Raw genomic sequence first — 19,569 nt, 5'->3', positions numbered from 1 at the left:
TCCTCCTTCTGCCAATCACAATCAACTTACATACGAGAAAGTGATTTCATTAAATCAAAAACTTCTTTTGAAAGCTCCATAGCACCTTTGATATCGTGCATTTTTTCAGCTTCTTTAATTGCCGAAGTTTTATCATGAATTTGTTGTTTAATTCTAAATTTCTTTAAATGCGCCCGGCAATCTGCAATTTCTTCATCCGCATGATTCGGATCACGCTCGACAAGAGCAGCTTCCATTATAATCTTTCTAAGCTCTCTGTCACTGATAACTTCAGCGAAACGCTTATAATCCGCTTGTTCATATTCTTCATAAAACCCTATTAAGTGTATATATATCGCCATATAATCTTCCCGTACAAAAGGATTCTCATCCTCCTCTTGGCGAATTCGATCCACTATATCAATGTTATGGAGCATATGCGAAAGCAATAAACGCTCTGCTCTATCTGTTGCTGTAATGGGTTTTTGAAGAGTTGGCTGCATTAAAGGCTGTATTTGTTGCTTTTGATGCTGTGAACTTTTAACTACCTGAGCTTCTTTTTGCCGCAATTGCATTTCTAAAGTCTCAGAGGATATATTCGTATCCATCGAAATCTGTTTAATATATAATTCTTTTTCAATGGGCGATATTCCTTCTATTAAAAAGTTCAGTGCCTCATCGACATATTGCAATATGTCGTTTTGGTATTGAAAATTCTTATTGCGTCTTGCATGCATTAACATGAAGGCAACATAGCTTTGCGGCTCGCTTATTACCTTTTCCTTAAAAGCTTCTGGACCAAATTGCTGTATATATTCATCCGGATCTAAACCTGTAGGCAAAAGGGCGACTTCAACATTGAGTTTTTCAGCATGGAGCATTTCCGCTGCTTTCTTCGCCGCTTCCCAGCCGGCTTTATCACCGTCATAGCAAACAATTATGTGATCAGTTAGACGTTTAATCTTTGCCAAATGTTGCGTTGTTAGAGCTGTACCCATAGAGGCCACTCCATTAAACACTTCCGCTCTTTTGGCTGATAGTACGTCCATAAAACCTTCAAACAGGACAACTTTGCGTTCTTTCCTTATAATAGGTCTAGCCTGATCTAAGTTATAGAGCACTTGTCCTTTATGAAAAATAGGCGATTCAGGGCTATTTAAGTACTTTGCATCCTCACCACCGCTATCTAAAATTCGGCCAGAGAATGCGATAATTTTTCCTTGCTCATCACGAATAGGGAACATCACACGGCCTCTGAAACGGTCAAAGTAACCTGATCCGTCCTCACGTTTGATAATTAATCCGCTTTGTTCCATTTCGTCTAAGCTAAAGCCTTTTCTCGCTAAAAGTTGAGTCAATGAATCCCAATGTGGCAAAGAGAAACCAATGCCATTAGATTCTATCTCCTCTTTTGAAAATCCTCGTTGTTGTAAATAGGAAAGCCCTTCTTCACCTTCTTCTGTATGAATAAGCAAATGTTGATAATATTCTGCTGCAAAGGCATGAGCCTCTTTCATTCTTTCCTCTTCCGGTGTTGCAGAAGAAACGTGATGATGATCATGTGAGGAAGATACATCAACATGGATACCTACTTGCTCACCAAGCTTAGCTGTAGCTTCTTGAAAGGTAAGATTTTCAATATCCATTAAAAATGTTATGGCACTGCCGCCAGCTCCACAGCCGAAGCAATGGAATATTTGCTTATCTGTTGATACGGAAAAAGAAGGTGTCTGTTCTCCATGGAACGGACATAAACCAAAATAGTTTCGTCCCCGTTTGGTCAACTGGACATAGTCTGATACAACATCGACGATATCTACCTTTGTACGGATCTCTTCAATAATCTCTTCTGGTATTTTTTGTGCCATTCCATCACCATCTTTTTTTGTTCAAATAACCAATTCGAGATTATCATTATAAATTCCTTCATTTTTCGACAAAAAAATAAAATTTTTAACCTTTATTCAAGGTAATAGTCTTTAAAAGGAAAAGATTAGGAATTTAGGTGTGGAATAAGTGCTCGTAAAAGTTAAATTGTTCATTCAACAAGCAGCAGATAATTTCTACCCACCGATTGAGGTATTATTTTATTTACTTTAGTATTGACAAAATCTCATTAATTATTTTTACCACAATTTTTTATTATAAAACATTTGTTTCGGAAATTCTACCACAATTTTGATATTTTTATTAAGCAAACAAAAAAACCTTCTGGAATATGAAGGCTTTATACCTCAAATATGGAGGTTGAGTATGTTTGTGGATTTTAAAGCAAGACAACTTAGCCTATTGCTTTTATCCTTTTCATTTACCTTTTGAGTAGAATGAAGAATCTCCAATCATTATTGATTAGAGATTTGGATACGGTGCAATATATCATTTGCTGTTTCTTCGACCGCTTTATTGGTTACATCTATTACTTGGCAACCAATTCTGCCCACTACTTTTTTGAAATGGACAATTTCTTCATTAATACGTTCGAGACGAGCATAATTGGCATCATCATTTAGCCCTAAAGCAATTAAACGTTCTTTTCGAATATTATTTAACTTATCCGGAGAGATAACGAGTCCGAAACATTTTTTTGGATCGACCGAAAAGAGTTCTTCTGGTGGTTCTACTTCCGGAACAAGCGGGACATTTGCCACTTTAAAACGCTTATGTGCCAAAAATTGCGAAAGTGGTGTCTTAGACGTGCGCGAGACGCCGACTAAAACAATGTCAGCCTTTAGTAAACCTCTAGGATCTCGACCATCATCATACTTAACAGCAAATTCAATCGCTTCAATTTTTTTAAAGTAATCGTCATCCAGTTTTCGAACTAAACCCGGTTCTTCAATTGGTTCAATTTGCAACGTATTTTGAAGCATTTCCATCATAGGACCCATTAAGTCTACCGCAGGAATCCCATTTGCACTGCAGCTCTTATGCAAATAATCGCGCATTACTTCTTTCACCAATGTATAAACTATCATAGCTCCCTGTTGATCTGCCAGAAGCACAATTTCCTTTAACTGTTCAATACTCTCTACGTGTGGAAAGCGTTGGATTTTAGTATCTTGCATGCCTGGTCTAAATTGGCTGATAGCTGCTTTCGTAACTAAATCGCCCGTCTCTCCTATAGAATCCGATATAATAAAAACAGATATATTATTCATGGTTTATCACCTCACAAATCATGATTTTCTGCGAGCGATAAAAATGCACGCGTTATATTTGTTTTTGTTAAACGACCAACAACTTCCAGGCCATCTGGGTGTTGCACCACAACGGGTAATGCGTCTATTTGTCTTTCAATTAGCTTGTGGGCCGCCTGTATTAAACCATCTGATTTAAAACAATAGGCTATATTCGGCATCCTTGTCATAATAATATGTACTGGAATATGGTTTAAATCTTGGCTGCCTATACTTGTACGAAGCAAATCTTTTCTAGAAAGTACACCTGTCAAATAAGAATTTGGATCCACGACAAATAACGTGCCCACATCTTCTAAAAACATCTGACAAATAGCATCATAAACAGAAACATTTTCTGAAATCACTACCGGTATAGACTGGAAATCTTTCACCTTCATATTAGTCATACTGTCAACTACAGCTTGATTGGATTTTTTGCCAGAATAAAAATACCCTACTCGGGGTCTTGCATCTAAGAAACCAGCCATTGTCAAAATCGCTAAATCAGGCCTTAAGGTAGCGCGTGTCAATGATAGACGCTCAGCGATATGCTCCCCTGTAATCGGGCCATTTTCTTTGACAATTTCTAAGATTTCTTCCTGACGTTTGTTGAGCTCTATTGGACTCACCGCCTCAAAAAGTGTTATACTCAATACCTAATAATTATATACTACTTTCATTCTTATTGCTAAGAAAAGAATCACGTGGTACAATTGTCTTCATAATAAAGCGATGAACGGTCAATAAGTATGATTTCATCTTGACAAGCGAGTAGAGATGGTGAAAGTCTACACGAAATCAGAAAAAGGCAGCCGGGAGCTAACTTTTTAAAGTGGATTACTCAGGTAATCAATCGGGGTGGAACCGCGGGTATAGCACTCGTCCCCGGGTACAAATATGTGCCCGGAGACGGGTGCTTTTTATTATTTTATTGGAGGGTTTAGAATGGCAAAAACAATGGAAAGTATCGTATCTTTAGCGAAACATCGCGGCTTTGTCTTCCCAGGATCAGAAATTTACGGTGGTTTAGCGAACACATGGGATTACGGTCCACTAGGCGTTGAGCTAAAAAACAACGTAAAAAAAGCTTGGTGGCTAAAATTTGTACAAGAATCTGAGTATAACGTAGGATTAGACGCAGCAATCTTAATGAATCCAAAAACTTGGGTTGCTTCAGGCCATGTCGGCAACTTCAACGATCCAATGGTCGATTGCAAAAAGTGTAAATCTCGCCACCGCGCAGATAAATTGATTGAAGATGCAGCATTAGCACAAGGTGAAGAAATTGTTGTAGATGGTATGCCGTTCGACAAAATGGCGGAAGTCATGAAAAAATATGATGTGCATTGTCCAGATTGCGGCGCACAAGATTTCACTGAGATTCGCCAATTTAACCTTATGTTTAAAACATTCCAAGGTGTAACTGAGGACTCTACTAATGAAATCTTCCTTCGTCCAGAAACTGCGCAAGGTATTTTCGTTAACTTTAAAAACGTTCAACGTTCTATGAGAAAACGTGTACCATTCGGTATTGCGCAAGTCGGTAAATCATTCCGTAATGAAATTACACCAGGTAACTTTACATTCAGAACACGCGAGTTTGAACAAATGGAACTTGAGTTTTTCTGTAAGCCTGGCACAGAGTTAGAGTGGCATGCTTATTGGAAAGAGTTCTGCAAAAACTTCCTATTAAATTTGGCTATGCATGAAGAATCTATGCGTCTTCGTGACCACGATGAAGAAGAACTTTCACACTACTCTAATGCAACAACTGATATTGAGTTTAAATTCCCATTTGGCTGGGGCGAACTATGGGGTGTAGCATCTCGTACTGACTTCGACTTAAAACGCCATGCAGAACATTCAAGTGAAGATTTCACTTATATAGATCCTGCTACAAATGAACGCTTTGTACCTTATTGCATCGAGCCATCACTAGGTGCTGACCGTGTGACACTTGCATTTTTATGTGACGCTTACGAGGAAGAAGAGTTAGAAGGTGGCGATTCACGTACTGTTCTTCGCTTCCACCCTGCTCTAGCACCTTTTAAAGCAGCCGTATTGCCGCTTTCTAAAAAATTGGGTGACAAAGCTTCAGATGTATGGGCAGAATTACGCAAGGCATTCCCTGTTGATTATGATGAATCTCAATCAATTGGTAAACGATACCGTCGTCAAGATGAAATCGGTACTCCATTCTGTATCACGTATGACTTTGATTCAGTGGAAGATGGTCAAGTTACAGTCCGCCATCGTGATTCAATGGAACAAGTTCGTATGCCAATCGCCGATGTTCAAGCTTATATCGAAAAACACCTTGTATTCTAATAAAAAAAGAGATGTGCTTATCGCACATCTCTTTTTTTATTTATTAAATTGTGGATTTCTTTTTTCTGCAACTGCCCTTACACCTTCTTTAAAATCTGGAAGTTCAGTTACAATACCCATTTGCGATGATATATAGTCTAGTGAAGAGCGCAAACTCATTGTTTGACTTTGATAGACAGCTCTTTTGATCATTTGAACGACTACCTTAGATTTACCTGCCAATTTCATTGCATAGTCGTTCGTAAATTCTTCTAAGTCAGTATCCTTTACAACATATGTGACAAGCCCTTTTTCCTTTGCATCCTGTGCTGAAAGTATGCGACCCGTCCATAATAAATCCAGCGCTTGATCAACCCCAACGATTCTAGGTAAATAGTAAGCTCCTCCATCTCCTGGTACTATACCAACGTTGATATAGCTTTCTGAAAGCTTAGTGGATTCTGCTGCAATACGAATATCACACATTAATGCCATATCAAGCCCTGCGCCCATTGCAAAACCATGTATTTGCGCTATCACTGGTTTATCAATCTCTTCCAACAAAAGAGGTATGCGTTGGATTTTTTTCCAAAGTGAATTTTTCCGTGCTAGTGCCGTAGAGGTAATATCCTCCTTGCTCTCAAAGAAGCCTTCTCCCGCCTTCATCGCTTGAATATCACCCCCTGCACAAAAACACCGCCCATTGCCTTTAACTACTAGCACATGAATATCCTCAGAATCTCTCACTATTTCAAGAGCTTCAATCCATTTCAGAATCATTTCTTCACTAAATGCATTCATACTTTCAGGTCTATTTAAGGTAATTGTTGCAATGTTGCCGTTTTGTTCAAACAATAAATCTGCCATCCCACACCTCTCCCTAATATGTCGTTAAGAATTCCCACATTGAATTATTTGATTGTAATAAATCTCTTGATAGTTTTTGGCTCCATTTAAGATGCCCTCTTCCTTCATCACGGTAAGACCATAGTCGGCGGGTATAATGATGCAGGTGGTGTTCATACGTGACGCCGATTGCCCCGTGCACTTGATGAGCGGATGCGGATACTGTCCGAATAGCTTCTTCTATACGTATTCTTGTAAGAGGAATTTCATGGCGATGTCGTTTTTCCACTAAAGCCTCCATCATATTATCTACAGCTGAATCAACTATAACTGTTTCTCCGGCTAACTGAGCTATATGACGCTGGATAAGTTGAAAGCGGTGGATGTAACGTCCAAATTGCTGCCGCTGTTTTGTATATTCAATGGTTGATTCGTAGATTTTTTCTAGTGTACCTGCAATGACAGCACATTTTGCTGCTGTTTCTAGTAAAATCATTTCTTCTAACTGTTCATTATCTATTATTCTGCTTTTTTCCAGGACAGGGATAGCCGTTAACTTAATATAGTCGCGCGGCTCCCCAGCTAAATTGGCGCCCTCTTTAACTAGAGCATCCTTTAACGGTAATTTTACTAGGTAATTTCCTCCACTCCCCTTAGCGATAGTAACAAGGTTACTAGCATACCTGCCCCATGCTACACGAGGAAACGCCCCACTAACTTCCCCATTTTCGGATAAGGTACAATCTGGCTTATCGGATAAATTATAAGTAATCATTTCATCGGTTGGCGCAAGATGGAACTTTTCCAGTATATAATTCGAAAAAATATACTCCATCAGGGGAATGGGCACAGCATATTTGCCACCCATCTTAAGAAGTGAAAATAAATCCTCTAAATCACCACCTGCACCGCCTGCTTTTTCAGAAATACATGCAGCTAGTAATCCATTTTCTTTCAATATTCTCCACACATCATCTGCCCATTGGCCTTCATCAACCAAATCTACGGTTTCTTTTGTAATATGCTTTTTAAATATTTTTTCCATCGTATTTACTAACAGCTCTTTAATCTCGCTCATCCATTAATCACATCCTTTGCAATGATGCCGTATAGTATTTCTGTCGTCCCTCCCCGAATAGTGAAGCCTGGCGAATGTAGAATAGACTGAGCCATATACCGATCTAACATTTTTTGAGCATCCATTGTTGGATATGTCTCTGTTAAAAGACGTACCATTTCAGGAATGCTTTGCTCGAATTGTGTACCCATTGCTTTCACCAAAGCCGCAGGTACAGCCACCTCACCGCCTTGTTCCAACATTTTCGCAACACCGAGGGATAAATTTCGTAGACTCCAAAGCTTCGCGACAAGCTCAGTTAGCTTGTTCATTGCTTCTTTATTTTGCTGTTGCTTAAGAATCGAATATATTTCTTCAAGGAGTGGGAATGTGCTGAGAATACGCTCAGGCCCACTTCTTTCAAAGGCTAGTTCAGCAAGTCCTTGTTTCCACCCTTCTCCGATTGTCCCGACTATACGGTTATCTGGGACAAATACGTCCTCAAAAAAAACTTCATTGAAGTGACGTTCCCCTGTCAAGAATTTAATAGGTTTGACGCTAACACCTTTATCATGTAAATCTATAATCATTTGGCTGAGTCCACTATGTTTAGAATCCTTGTCGTAAGGGGCGGTTCTCACTAAAGTAATCATAAAATGAGCGTCATGCGCGTTGCTCGTCCATGTCTTAGCGCCGTTCACCAGCCATCCGCCTTCTACTTTTTTTGCATTTGTGCTAACAGATGCTAGATCAGAGCCACTGTTCGGCTCACTTAAACCTATCGCAAAAAAACATTCTGCTTTTGTTATTCTAGGCAAGAAATAGCTTCGCTGCTCCTCTGTTCCATATCGCAATAAAAGAGGACCTGTTTGCCGATCCGCAATCCAATGAGCTGCAACTGGAGCGCCAATCGCTAAAAACTCTTCCGTTAAAATATAGCGGTCAATTGCACTTCTTTCTTGCCCACCGTATTTTTGTGGCCAGGTCAGCCCAATCCATCCCTGTTCAGCAATTTTTTTAGAGAATTGTGGATTACAGCCGCTTAGCCATGAATCACACGCGGTCTCGAATGTTCTATTCGCCAATTCCTTTTGTAAAAATGAACGCACTTCTAATCGGAATTTCTCTTGATCCTTCGTAAATTGTGAAGATGGTAATTTCATCTTGATCATGCTCCTTTGCCGATTTTCACGCCACCTTACATCTATATGCGTATCGTAACAATGGAACACCTATTAACACAAGAAGTTTTTTCTGAATATTTTGTCTAAACGGTAGGGCTAAAGATAGTTTATAACTATTCATCTTATGTTTATTTAGGAATGATGATGTTAATAAAATATTTTAAATCATCATTTTAAATTGTTGTAATATGATCTACTTCTAAATTTAGAACTTAAGGAATCGATAAACCCTTAAAATAGAATCTCTTATTATAGATTATTTCTTTCTATGATAATTATTTTTTATAAATGTTCTTCTTATTGAAAAGTATGGATAAGATAGGAACACTTCTGTTAAAATCATAAGAAAATTAATGAATGGAGGAATTCGTATGTTTACATATACAGTTAATAATGATATTAAATTAAGCTTACTCGAGGTTCGACATGCAGAAGAACTTTTTGCTCTTACTGATCAATCCAGAGAAAGCTTAGAGAAGTGGTTACCGTGGGTAGCTTTTACGACTACAGTACAAGACTCAAAAAAATTTATTGAAGGTACACTAAAACAATTTAGCGAAAACAATGGATTTCAGGTAGGCATTTGGTATAAAGATGAGCTTGCTGGCGTAATTGGTTTACATGGAATCAACTGGACGAATAAATCCACATCAATTGGTTATTGGCTGGGAAACAATTTTGAAGGTAAGGGATTGATGACGAAGGCATGTCAGGCGGTCATTCAATACTGTTTTGAAGAATATGAATTACACCGAATTGAAATTCGGGCTGCTACTGGAAATAACAAGAGTATCGCCATTCCCGAACGACTCGGTTTTACAAAGGAAGGATGTATTAGGGAAGCAGAATTGTTACAAAACGGTTTTGTGGATCATTATGTTTTTGGCCTCCTTAAATCGGATTTAAAATAGAGAGCCAACATAGTATTGGAGTGAAAATAAGGCATGCGTTTGGTTAAAATAATGATCGGGATGCTATCTATTTTTCTATTAACAGGTTGTTTTGGTGAAAGCTATGACTTTTCTCCACCCACTGTCTCTCTTTCAACATCTAATGCTATTATTTCAAAAGAAAAATTAGCAAAGGCGAATATTAAATGGTACCAAGACAATGTTTTTAACAAAAAAATAGACAATCTTTTCGCTTTAGCAAGAAAGCAAGAGCCCATATTAGTGAAAAAAGGAAGTCAACTTGAACTTAATATAGAGAATGGGTATGATGATCTTGAAAATATAGAAGTTTCCATCTGGAAAGGCCAACAAGAAACTATTTTAGGAATTGAAGAAGATAAAACCTTCTATTTACCCAAAGTAGAGGGCGAATATATGATAGTAGTAGAACTTGATACATCTAAAGGAATGGCTCAGTACGTTGGAAATCTTATGATTACAAAATAATAAAAGATGTGGTGACTGCCTATACAATCACCACATCTATTTTAATTTGTTTCTGGGAAGAAGACTTGGGCTGTTTTGATATCTACGAGTGTGGGAGCATTAGTATTCAGCGCTTCTTCCAACAGCGCTTCTAATTCGGTTTCTGATTCAGCACGAAGTCCCTTCCAACCGCACGCTTCAGCTACTTTCACAAAATCCGGATTTGTTAAATCTACCCCTACTTCCTTCTTATCAGCAACTTTAAGTTTGTCTCTCTCCATTTGCAGAGCCTCGTTATTTAAGACAACGACTGTAATATTTAAGTTGTAGCGGGTGGCTGTTAGTAAATCTGCTAGAACCATTTGGAGTCCGCCGTCCCCTACTATCGCTACTACTTGTTTTTCTGGATTAATAAGCTTAGCGGCCATCGCTGCGGGAAGACCAAAGCCCATCGTGCGCCAGTAACCTGAAATTAAAACAGTTTGATTCTTCTGTTTAAAATTACGGTTAGTCCATACTGTATTGTCTCCCGTATCAAGTGCAAGGACAGCATCCGCAGCTACTGTTCGGTCAAGAGCACGGATAATGCGAGATGGATGGTAGGGGTACCCCTCAGTGTTGCCTTCCTGCTCATTTTGCTGTGCCCATTTTTCTTTAATCTCCTGACAGCTTGCTATCCAGTCTTCAGAACGGGAAAATCCTTGAAGGCTATCTGTTAGAAGAGGAATAACTTCTTCCGTTTTACCAATTATACCAAGCTCTACAGGAATGCTTTTTACAAACTTATCGAAATGGCAATCAATATGAATTATCCGTGCATCAGTTGGCACATATCCTTCCGGCCACCACGTCGTTCCAGCTAAAAGCACAACGTCTGCCTGTTTAAACAAATCAGAGGCATAAGGGTTTCCGCCTTCACCAATCCCTTGCAATACATGCGGGGAAGATTCATCAAAAACTCCTTTACCACCTAGGCTTGCTAAGATACCTGCTCCCCATAAATCTGCTAGTTTCTCCAACTCCTCTGAAGCACTTGCAGCGCCAGCACCTGCGAGTATCATGGGACGCTTAGCTGTTTTCATGATGGCCGTTGCCTGTTCTAAACTTTCTTTCGTAAAGTGGGCTGAGCCCTCTATAACCTGTGGCAACGAACGTGGTTTACCTTTGGCTACCATCATGAAAATGTCTTTCGGTATAGACAAATGGGTTACAACCCGCTGTCCGAGTGATGTTTGTACTGCTTTGTGTAGAAGTTCTATCGTGGCATCTGGACTCGTTAGATTAGCAGAATAAGAAGCGAAAGGCTTCATTAACTCCTGCTGATCAATATATTGTGGAAACTCAGTACCTATTTTATTACTAGGTGCTTGACCTGTAATAGCCAGGACAGGCGCTTTGTCTGCATGAGCATCACCTAGCCCATTCATCAGATTAGTAGCTCCTGGACCCATTGTTGCCGTACATACTCCAAGCTTCCCTGTTAGTTTCGCCTCGGCTGAAGCCATAAATGCAGCAGTCGACTCATGTTTGACCGCGATGAATTTTATTTTTTCTTGCTTAGCTAGTGCATCAATGAGACCAAAACTAGCATCTCCAACAACCCCATAAATCCTTTTTACACCGAATAAAGACAATTGATCAAGCATTAATTCAGCAACCGTACGCTCTGTTTTTCCCATAATATGAACCTCCTTGATAAATCTATCCAACTTGCCTTGAACTAGCTATCCATTATTGTTCATATTATTTCTTCCCCTAAAAAGTGTAGGTTAACCCTCGTTTATCTATTTGAGGGTGTTGCTGTTAAACAGATAATCTTTGCTTAGGATAAACACCATTTTAGTAATGCAGATGTATATCATCCTCTGATTATTCCTTTTAGAAAATGCTGATCTATATTTTTTCCATTCACCCATTCATTAAAGTCAATATCCAGCACCTCTGAGCTTTGGGCAATGGTTGTTAAGATCCTTGCATTGGCATAAGAATACGAAAAAGTATGAAGGGTGCCAAATAAGTTGTCATAGTCAGTGAAAAACAATCGTGATGTAGTTTCTTTAAATTTTCCAAACATTTCTTCATGTGTAATAGCTTTTTCTTTAAAGCCCTTCAGGTATTGTTCCCGTTTCATTGAACCATCTATTGAAACTCTGTTTTGGTTTTTCATTTCAATTGTTCGAAAGTGATTTTCACATGACATTAAAGATTCTTCTCGTCTTATATTTACATTCAAAGGACTCGCTTCGACTACTGCTAAGCTTCCATTCTTATCTCCTATTGAAAAGTTGTAGCATGCTGAGTGTGGTATCTCTTTTAACATTTCAATTGCCTCTTCAGTAGTAGAACAGCTATCCAAAACCATTCGAATTGAAATCCATGGAGATATGCCCACCGTATAATCATTATTACTCACAAAATGTAATCCTATGACTAGCCCTTTCTGATTTACACCATCATGTCTTCCCAGTCCCTGAAGGTTGTATCCTGCAGAAGCAAAGGTTCCTTTAGATTGAACCAAACTAAAAATGCCATCATATAAATCAGGCGTAAAATCATAATTTCTAACATAATAATCTTTTGTTATGATGGCAGAACACCCCATTGCTTCTGTTTTAGGTACATCATAACCTGAGAATAAGGATGCTGCTTTTGGGAAGGAGAGATTCAAACCTTGTGCCATCCCTTCTAATTCTTCAAGCAGCTGCGGCGCAAAAGTGGTATAGATCGATTTCATATTGGGAATATCGATCTCTGGCTTTGTTATAACTTCAAAGGTCTTCAATATCGATGGCTTATTTTTAAAGAAATCCGCCAATTGAACTCCTATATTAAACGAATTATCTCTTGCTTGAAGAATATCTACAGCAAAATTTGTCATTACTGATATACCTCTATTATTTTTTTATGAGCATAATTAAAGAATTAATCCTCTCTTAGAGTGCAACTCCTTAATTGAAAGATACTATTTCCATATCCATAAATCCTGTCATTAGTTGCTTTTATTAGACATTTTTTATTTGTATCTATTGTAAATAAAGATCAATTAAAATAATTTACCTCAAAAAAAACCAGCCTTATAAAAGACTGGGGTATTATCTACTCATTTTCTCTTCTTCCAAGTTTTCAAAGGCAACCATCCGTTGTACATTTCCAACAAACTTTCAAGACTTCATCCGAATGGTGCAGTTTGTGTTGCATCCATACTTTGAAAAAGCTGAACTTCATCTAATAAAATACCAGTTATAAGCATTCATATATAGAATTTTCTCCGCTTCTTTTTCATTAAATAGTCCTCGAATTATTTCAATGTCTGCCGTTTCAAACGGTCTTTTTGCTCTCGTTGAAGGTAAGTCTGTACCAAACATTAAGGCGTCGGGGTTAGCCTGGTAAATTTCTTTTAATGCTTTTTCTACATTTAATTCGACGCGACCAAATCCTGTAGCTTTAACACGTACTCCTCGATCCACAAGTCTTAATAAATGTGGCAATCCTTCCGCAGATAAACCCAAATGGTCTATGGAAATGGCCGGCAAGGTTTCTATCGTAGATGCAATGCTCGGCAATTCCTTGGCATCTATATAAAGCTCACTATGCCAGCCTGCCAAATCATATACCCTTCTAGCTAGATAGTCGAGCTTTGAAAGATCTTCTGAACCACCGCGTTTCACATTAAAGCGCAATGCTCTAACACCATTCATATGTAATTTTTCTATTTCCTTATCCGACACCGTAAAAGGCAATTGTGTCACACCACAAAAGGTTGGCCCTAATAACTTTAAAGATTTGACTAAATAGTCTTGGTCAAATCCTTGAAATGAACCAGATACAATTGCACCCCCTGCTATCTCAAAAGAGGCGGTATCTCTTTGATAATCTACTACATTGTAAGAAGGCGGAAGATATCCCTGATTTTCAAAAACCGGAAACTCGTAATCAATTATATGAAAATGCGCGTCGAATATTTTCATTTAAACTCTCCTCTTTTAAAAGAATTTAGAAAGAAAAAATCTTTTAATGCTATATAAATAATAACAAGGGAAGCATATTCAAACAAATACGTATATGAAATACTTCACATATAAAGGTTACTGAAATTATAAAGCGCTGAAAAGTTTATTTAATATCTCCAAGCAATTCTTTACGGACAATTTCAAAAGCTTGCGAAATTTGCATTTGCTGATGCTGATTTGGAAACTTACGATTTAATTCCTTTTTCATATCATACAAGTTCCCATACTTATGTACAATTTGATTATTCATTATTAATGACCGAAATTCTTCAATAAACATATTATTCTCCATTATTGTTCCTCCTTAAAATAGAAGTAACATACTCCAAATAAAAAACGCTATTCCTTTTCAGAAATAGCGTGGACATTTTTGCAAGTTTAAATAAGCGTAAAAAGAACTCTTTTTTCGCTTCTAGTCGCACAAAAACACCACCTATTTCCACGTAGGTATTTGGTCTGTACTTGAATCTTGGCAGGTCTCCTGACTTATCTTCAACGCCCTCTATGCCTTCCCGTTGTTCACAGTGGCTTTAAATATAGGCTCCAAATTACAGTTGCGGGACAGTGCCGGATTCTCACCAGCTTCCCTTTTAAGTATACCTTCGTATACACCAGTTCATGACACGTATGTTATTGTCAAGATTAAGCTGGTAGATTTCCTATTAATAAGGGTTCAACACTCTTTTTTATAAGGTAACTACTAAGCTATTACATTACTTGATTACACAATATTTAAAAACAAAAAAACAACTTTCATCCATTTATGACGAAGTTGTTAATAATAGACAAAACAAATAAACATACAGCTAAAGTATGTATATTGCCTCTCACTAACACCTCCCTATCCTCGTAGGTAAATTGATGCTCATCTATGGCAGGTCTCCTGACTTATGATCTTCATTTATAAGCCCCTTCCCATTTTCTAATTTATGAAAAACAGTGGTACCGCTTATAAACTCCCAAATACAGTTGCGGGACAGCGCCTGAATCACACAGGCTTCCCATTTAAACAATGAAAATATAACTCGTCTTCATCGTACCAATAAATGTTTGCTATTCAATTTTCATACTTAACATTATCAAACTACTTTTTATTTTACAATAAATAAATATATTTTAAAATTTATTGTCTTTTACTCAACTATATTATTTTAACTAATTTTTATTTTATTAATTATTAGCTACTCTAAATATTCATCCCTAAGGTCAGAATTCAAATACCTAGCCATACCTGTTTTTAACCTTTTAAAACCAGATTTATCATAAAACTCTTCATTCCCCGTCGTAGAGATTAAGTGCACACATGATACATCCTTCAGTTGATTTAATATATACTCCATGACCTTTTTCGCTATGCCCTGTCCTTGATAATCTTTGTGAACAACAATATCATAAATTGCAGCATTAAAAATGCCATCTGACATCGCTCTGCCAAAACCGATAATTCGACCATTCACATAAACTAAAGCAATTACGTTACTTGCTCCGAAGACTTGTTGAATGACTTCAGGGTTATGCTTTTTCCATCCAACAGAGGCATAAACTTCTCTCATCTCGTCAAGATTTGCATGGGTGAAATCATTACAAATCAATATATCCATAATATACTCCTCTCCTTGTTTTCTAGAAATTGTCGCTTTAATTATCGCCGGCTTTTATTATTTATTTTGACCTATATTTTATCTAATGTTCACCTTTATTACATCACTTTACAAGAAGGAAAACGAGGTACCTCTATAGAATAAGTAAACAATTGATTGAAGGTATTATCATGTTTATCGTAAATGTCGAGGGTGCTATAAGAAAGGAAAATAAATGGCTAATCATAGAGAGAAGTAAAAAAGAAGAGCATGCTGCTGGATTGCTATCCCTTGTAGGCGGCAAGGTAGAATCTGATGGTCAGTCAGCAGATATATTAGAAAGAACTATAAAACGAGAAATCCTTGAGGTAATCGGTGTAAAAATAAAGGATAGGCTTCATTATGTACATAGCAGTATATTTGTTTCTGATGTAGGTGATAGCGTATTAAATCTTGTATTTCTATGCGAGTATGATTCTGGTAGTGCCTCACCTCTTATTCAAGACGAAGTAGAAGAAGTTTTTTGGTTGACTACTGCGGAGATTTTAAACCATCCAATGGCACCTATTTATTTAAAGGAAAGTATTAATCTTGCTGAGAAAGTAATTCCTAACGGTTATTGAAAGGGGTGATTTGATTGAAAAAAATTTATATTGTAAGACACTGTGAGGCTAAGGGTCAGTCTGCAGATGCAACTCTTACAGATAAAGGTTATAAACAAGCTACAGATTTATGCAAGTTTTTTTGTGATATTGAAATAAATCATATTATTACCAGTCCGTTCGTCCGTGCAATTGAATCCGTTCAACCACTAGCAAATCATTTGAATTTACAGATAGTTACTGATAACAATTTAAAGGAACGTGTATTGAGTTCAGACAATTTTAATGATTGGCTAGAAAAACTTGAAGCAACATTCAACAATCATGAATTAAAATTTGAAGGTGGCGAATCGAGCGCTGAAGCTGGAAATCGTATAATCACTGTTGTCGAAGAGATTTTTAACAGCAATCATCAAAATACTGTAATTGTTACACATGGTAATTTAATGTCCCTGCTGCTTAGACATTTTAATGAAAGCTTTGGTTTTAAAGAATGGAGAAGTCTCAGTAACCCTGATGTGTACCTTTTAGAAAACAGGGATAATAAAGTAACTTTTAAAAGACTATGGAGAGGGCCTTCTTGCTTATAGGATGTAACGCTTGCTGGCTTTTCAGTGTGTCTTGCCTCAGAAAGGCCAGCATTTTATTATTTTCATGCCGTTTAATGAATCGACAATGCTTAATTTTGACAAAAAACAAAGTGATCTTCTGAATCCAATACGTGCAGGTAGTCAGCGATGTATCCTCGTAACCACAGTTCCCCATCAATTCTTCTAAGATAAAACCCCTTCGGAAAATTTACGTCTTCAGATAATATCTCTGATGCTATTGTAACGGAGCCATATGGTGCCTGATGTTGCAAAGAAGACTTCCCCAAATTCCCTTCAGGCTGATCAAGATATGCCAACCTTAAATATGGTCCAAGCTCTACAGGACATAAGTCTAAACCAACTTTTTTTGCTTTATTAAAAAGCTGAGGTATTGTTGCTCCTTCAGGGAAGCCAAGATTGCGTACTTTGAGCTCAATTGTTTTCACCTTGTATGCCTTCTCTGAAACAGTAAATTTATCATCATCAAAAAGTTTTTCTCCATATTTATTCAGCAAAATAGAATGATGTTGTAACTTCTGAAGTAGCTGCGTTTTCGTAAGGCCGCCAATCTTAATGATCCTGCAAATAGTTGGGCACTCAGGATATATTTTATCTATTTCTATTTCCATTTGATATCACTCCATACATAATGAAAATAATAGTAAATAAAAGTTTGGTTACTAACCACGAAGAGAGTATGACTTGTTTAACCTTAAAATTAATGTCTTTAGCTCAATTAAATCATTTATAACAAAATCGGCATGGGAAAGTTCATTTTCATTAGCAAAATCAAAATTACATCCAATAGAATGCAGATCATTATCTTTTGCGGCATTGATATCAGATAAGCGATCACCTACTACTGCTGCATCTTTAATATTGTATTTCTCTACAATACATTTCACTAAGTCTGATTTGTTCAGTGAATCGATTTGTTGAATACTGAACGTTTCGGTTACCCATTTATCTAAATCATAATAACGGATGATGGCGTTTAAATACTCCTGCAATCCATTACTAGCTATGTAGATTGAAAGTCCTTGCTCCTTTAAAAAATCGAAGACTTCCTTTACATTGGGATATAAAGAACCATTTCCTCGTTCTATATTGTTTATTAATACCTTCAAGAAATATTGATCTGTGTATCTTCTTTCTTCGCTAGAATGATTGGGCAATAGCGTTTCCCATACCTTAGGCAAAGGAACCCCCATTATTTCACGATATTTATCGATAGGTGTTGCTCCCTCCCATTTATTCATTGAACAAAGATGTTCAAAAGTTTCATCAAGCGCTAGCTCTAATATTGTGTCTGTTTGAAAAAGAGTACCATCCATATCAAAAATGATTGAGCTCAACATTACCTTTCTCCTTTTCTATCAAATTTCTAGGGTTTATTAACTTCTACTTTATTCCTTTTAAAAATCATCTTTATTTAATTGTTCCCATTCACTTAAATACATACGTGTAGCAATTTCTTTAGGATTCTTAAGTTTGCAAATAAACTCTAAACTATTGCCATCCGGATCATTAAAATGGATTTTAGCATGAGCATATTGTTGGTGGGGCATCACAAAAGGTTCAATCGGTTCAAAACCAAATGCTTCTCTTGGTTTAACTCCTCTATCCCTAAGCCAAGCCACTGAAGTCTTCAAATCTTCTAGAGTTACTTGAAAAGCTACATGCCTGATGGAAGGATGGTATTCCAGTTTTACATTGTCAGTTTCCCATAAACCTAACCAACTTTTATCTTTTTCTATCCACAAAAAAGCAATTTTATCGTCGACAATATGATCTAGTTCTAAACCGAGCTCTTTGTAAAAAAGTACAGATTGTTTTAGATCGCTAACTGGTAAATGTGCTTCATATAATCCTTTTATCATTTCGATCTCCTTCTTACAAAATAATACATTCATTATAGCATCGCATAGAAACTAATAATCAAAATTTTAGAAATTCTCTTAATGTAAATAAAAGCCCTCTGACTGGTAAAATTTTTCATGTTATACTAGTAGTCTATTCAAATAATTTATTGGTTATTAAAAATATAAATTGTATACACGTCTTCATCATAAAGAAATTAAAATAAAACATATAAAAGGATGAAGTGTTATGAAAAAAATCTATTACACATATTTTTCCTTACTTATTTTATTTTTAACTATTCTTCTTTTCGTATTTGCCCCAGAATTTATTTTACTTTTCCATTTTATTATACCATTATCATTAGTCTTAATAGGCCTAATAAGTGCTTTATTCGGGAGTAAAGGTGAAATTCGAATGGTGGTCGTTGTCTTACATCTATTTATTCTAATTGTATTTACTAGTATTTATATATTGGGAATTTATGGATTCAATGAACCTTAATATTTTATGTGCCCTCGCTTATGGCAGGGGCTTTTTTATTTTCGTTTCAATGGTTTATATCTTATAATCAGTGCTCTTCTTTCTTAAAACAAGCCTTAGTTTATTTCTGAATTCTCTCATCAATAACTACTTCGCTCTACTTCATATTCTGGCGCTTGCATAAAAGAAGTATAATTATACATTCATTTCAATCTCTTAAAATCACTTTCTTTTTATAGAAAGAAGAAAAAAATGCCACTTCCCCCTTTAATACAGCTAAGCAAAATTTAGCGGGAAATGACGAAATATAAGAATTAACATAAATAAACTCTCTATTTCCCCTATTTTTCGCTATTTTTCATCTATCGTTAACTTTAAATAAAAAAGCCCTTCATCTCAAAAGAGATCAAAGACTTAATGATTAAAAGGCGATTTACTTGCATTTGTTTGGGAAATAATCAATAAAAAACTTAGGATAAAATGTCGATCCAACTAGTAGAAGCTTTTATTCTTTTT

19 protein-coding genes and 2 riboswitches are annotated in these 19,569 nt (G+C 36.8%); of the genes, 5 read left to right on the top strand and 14 right to left on the bottom strand.

Translation table 11 applies throughout. The features are described 5' to 3' along the window. Window positions 1–26: 26 nt before the first annotated feature. From dnaG to ccpN, 3 genes are all read right to left on the bottom strand, one after another. A complete protein-coding gene (gene dnaG, locus F0527_RS05710; protein WP_150284075.1) occupies window positions 27–1,847 on the bottom strand; it encodes a DNA primase in 1,821 nt (606 codons plus the stop codon). A gap of 474 nt (window positions 1,848–2,321) precedes the next feature. Continuing rightward, entirely contained in the window at window positions 2,322–3,137 is an 816-nt protein-coding gene (locus tag F0527_RS05705) for a pyruvate, water dikinase regulatory protein (RefSeq protein WP_066786425.1), read from the bottom strand. 11 nt (window positions 3,138–3,148) lie between these two features. After that, the gene (gene ccpN, locus F0527_RS05700; RefSeq protein WP_066786422.1) at window positions 3,149–3,787 is read right to left on the bottom strand and encodes a transcriptional regulator CcpN; all 639 of its coding nucleotides are present in this window, start codon (window positions 3,785–3,787) and stop codon (window positions 3,149–3,151) included. Window positions 3,788–4,103: 316 nt separating this feature from the next. Between ccpN and F0527_RS05695 the strand changes: the two genes are divergently transcribed. After that, the gene (locus F0527_RS05695) at window positions 4,104–5,486 is read left to right on the top strand and encodes a glycine--tRNA ligase (RefSeq protein WP_147193751.1); all 1,383 of its coding nucleotides are present in this window, start codon (window positions 4,104–4,106) and stop codon (window positions 5,484–5,486) included. Window positions 5,487–5,522: 36 nt separating this feature from the next. Here F0527_RS05695 and F0527_RS05690 read toward each other — a convergent pair whose 3' ends face one another. Genes F0527_RS05690 through F0527_RS05680 form a run of 3 tightly spaced genes read right to left on the bottom strand, consistent with a single transcriptional unit; the run spans window position 5,523 to window position 8,531 of the window. Beyond that, window positions 5,523–6,332 (bottom strand): enoyl-CoA hydratase/isomerase family protein, encoded by an 810-nt coding sequence (locus F0527_RS05690; RefSeq protein WP_150284074.1) that lies wholly within the window; start codon window positions 6,330–6,332, stop codon window positions 5,523–5,525. A 13-nt stretch (window positions 6,333–6,345) separates the two neighbouring features. After that, the gene (locus F0527_RS05685; RefSeq protein WP_150284073.1) at window positions 6,346–7,389 is read right to left on the bottom strand and encodes an acyl-CoA dehydrogenase family protein; all 1,044 of its coding nucleotides are present in this window, start codon (window positions 7,387–7,389) and stop codon (window positions 6,346–6,348) included. Continuing rightward, window positions 7,386–8,531, bottom strand: a complete 1,146-nt coding sequence (locus tag F0527_RS05680) for an acyl-CoA dehydrogenase family protein (RefSeq protein WP_150284072.1) — start codon at window positions 8,529–8,531, stop codon at window positions 7,386–7,388. The genes F0527_RS05685 and F0527_RS05680 overlap by 4 nt, the downstream gene beginning before the upstream one ends. A 392-nt stretch (window positions 8,532–8,923) precedes the next feature. Between F0527_RS05680 and F0527_RS05675 the strand changes: the two genes are divergently transcribed. Together F0527_RS05675 and F0527_RS05670 are read left to right on the top strand one after the other, a co-directional pair. Further along, window positions 8,924–9,463: a GNAT family N-acetyltransferase gene (locus F0527_RS05675; protein ID WP_150284071.1), complete on the top strand. Its 540-nt coding sequence runs from the start codon at window positions 8,924–8,926 to the stop codon at window positions 9,461–9,463. Between the two features lie 33 nt (window positions 9,464–9,496). Continuing rightward, on the top strand, window positions 9,497–9,949 hold the full coding sequence (locus F0527_RS05670) for a hypothetical protein (protein ID WP_150284070.1): 453 nt from the start codon (window positions 9,497–9,499) through the stop codon (window positions 9,947–9,949). 41 nt (window positions 9,950–9,990) lie between these two features. Here the strand turns inward: F0527_RS05670 and F0527_RS05665 are convergent, their stop codons facing one another. From F0527_RS05665 to F0527_RS05645, 5 genes are all read right to left on the bottom strand, one after another. Further along, entirely contained in the window at window positions 9,991–11,607 is a 1,617-nt protein-coding gene (locus F0527_RS05665) for a thiamine pyrophosphate-binding protein (RefSeq protein ID WP_150284069.1), read from the bottom strand. 179 nt (window positions 11,608–11,786) lie between these two features. After that, window positions 11,787–12,806 carry a C45 family autoproteolytic acyltransferase/hydrolase gene (locus F0527_RS05660; protein ID WP_150284068.1) on the bottom strand — a complete coding sequence of 340 codons (1,020 nt, stop codon included), beginning with the start codon at window positions 12,804–12,806 and terminating at the stop codon, window positions 11,787–11,789. 343 nt (window positions 12,807–13,149) lie between these two features. Then, window positions 13,150–13,896 carry an amidohydrolase family protein gene (locus F0527_RS05655; RefSeq protein ID WP_150284067.1) on the bottom strand — a complete coding sequence of 249 codons (747 nt, stop codon included), beginning with the start codon at window positions 13,894–13,896 and terminating at the stop codon, window positions 13,150–13,152. Between the two features lie 145 nt (window positions 13,897–14,041). Further along, window positions 14,042–14,230 carry a hypothetical protein gene (locus tag F0527_RS05650; protein WP_150284066.1) on the bottom strand — a complete coding sequence of 63 codons (189 nt, stop codon included), beginning with the start codon at window positions 14,228–14,230 and terminating at the stop codon, window positions 14,042–14,044. 162 nt (window positions 14,231–14,392) lie between these two features. Beyond that, a riboswitch (cobalamin riboswitch) is annotated at window positions 14,393–14,567 on the bottom strand. Window positions 14,568–14,794: 227 nt separating this feature from the next. Next, window positions 14,795–14,998, bottom strand: a riboswitch (cobalamin riboswitch). Between the two features lie 121 nt (window positions 14,999–15,119). Then, on the bottom strand, window positions 15,120–15,539 hold the full coding sequence (locus F0527_RS05645; protein WP_150284065.1) for a GNAT family N-acetyltransferase: 420 nt from the start codon (window positions 15,537–15,539) through the stop codon (window positions 15,120–15,122). A 170-nt stretch (window positions 15,540–15,709) separates the two neighbouring features. Between F0527_RS05645 and F0527_RS05640 the strand changes: the two genes are divergently transcribed. Both F0527_RS05640 and F0527_RS05635 read left to right on the top strand, forming a co-directional pair. Next, on the top strand, window positions 15,710–16,141 hold the full coding sequence (locus tag F0527_RS05640; protein WP_150284064.1) for an NUDIX hydrolase: 432 nt from the start codon (window positions 15,710–15,712) through the stop codon (window positions 16,139–16,141). A 14-nt stretch (window positions 16,142–16,155) separates the two neighbouring features. Continuing rightward, a complete protein-coding gene (locus F0527_RS05635) occupies window positions 16,156–16,710 on the top strand; it encodes a histidine phosphatase family protein (RefSeq protein ID WP_150284063.1) in 555 nt (184 codons plus the stop codon). Window positions 16,711–16,799: 89 nt separating this feature from the next. Here F0527_RS05635 and F0527_RS05630 read toward each other — a convergent pair whose 3' ends face one another. The 3 genes from F0527_RS05630 to F0527_RS05620 are packed head-to-tail and all read right to left on the bottom strand — an operon-like array spanning window position 16,800 to window position 18,590. Beyond that, window positions 16,800–17,339 carry a helicase gene (locus tag F0527_RS05630; RefSeq protein ID WP_150284062.1) on the bottom strand — a complete coding sequence of 180 codons (540 nt, stop codon included), beginning with the start codon at window positions 17,337–17,339 and terminating at the stop codon, window positions 16,800–16,802. Between the two features lie 51 nt (window positions 17,340–17,390). Then, window positions 17,391–18,068 carry an HAD family hydrolase gene (locus tag F0527_RS05625; RefSeq protein ID WP_066786391.1) on the bottom strand — a complete coding sequence of 226 codons (678 nt, stop codon included), beginning with the start codon at window positions 18,066–18,068 and terminating at the stop codon, window positions 17,391–17,393. A gap of 57 nt (window positions 18,069–18,125) precedes the next feature. Then, the gene (locus F0527_RS05620) at window positions 18,126–18,590 is read right to left on the bottom strand and encodes a VOC family protein (RefSeq protein ID WP_150284061.1); all 465 of its coding nucleotides are present in this window, start codon (window positions 18,588–18,590) and stop codon (window positions 18,126–18,128) included. Window positions 18,591–19,569: the final 979 nt, after the last annotated feature.

The sequence above is a fragment of the Rummeliibacillus sp. TYF-LIM-RU47 genome (assembly GCF_008638315.1).
Classification (GTDB): Bacteria; Bacillota; Bacilli; order Bacillales_A; family Planococcaceae; genus Rummeliibacillus; species Rummeliibacillus stabekisii.
This window is presented reverse-complemented; position numbering and strand designations above follow the sequence as displayed.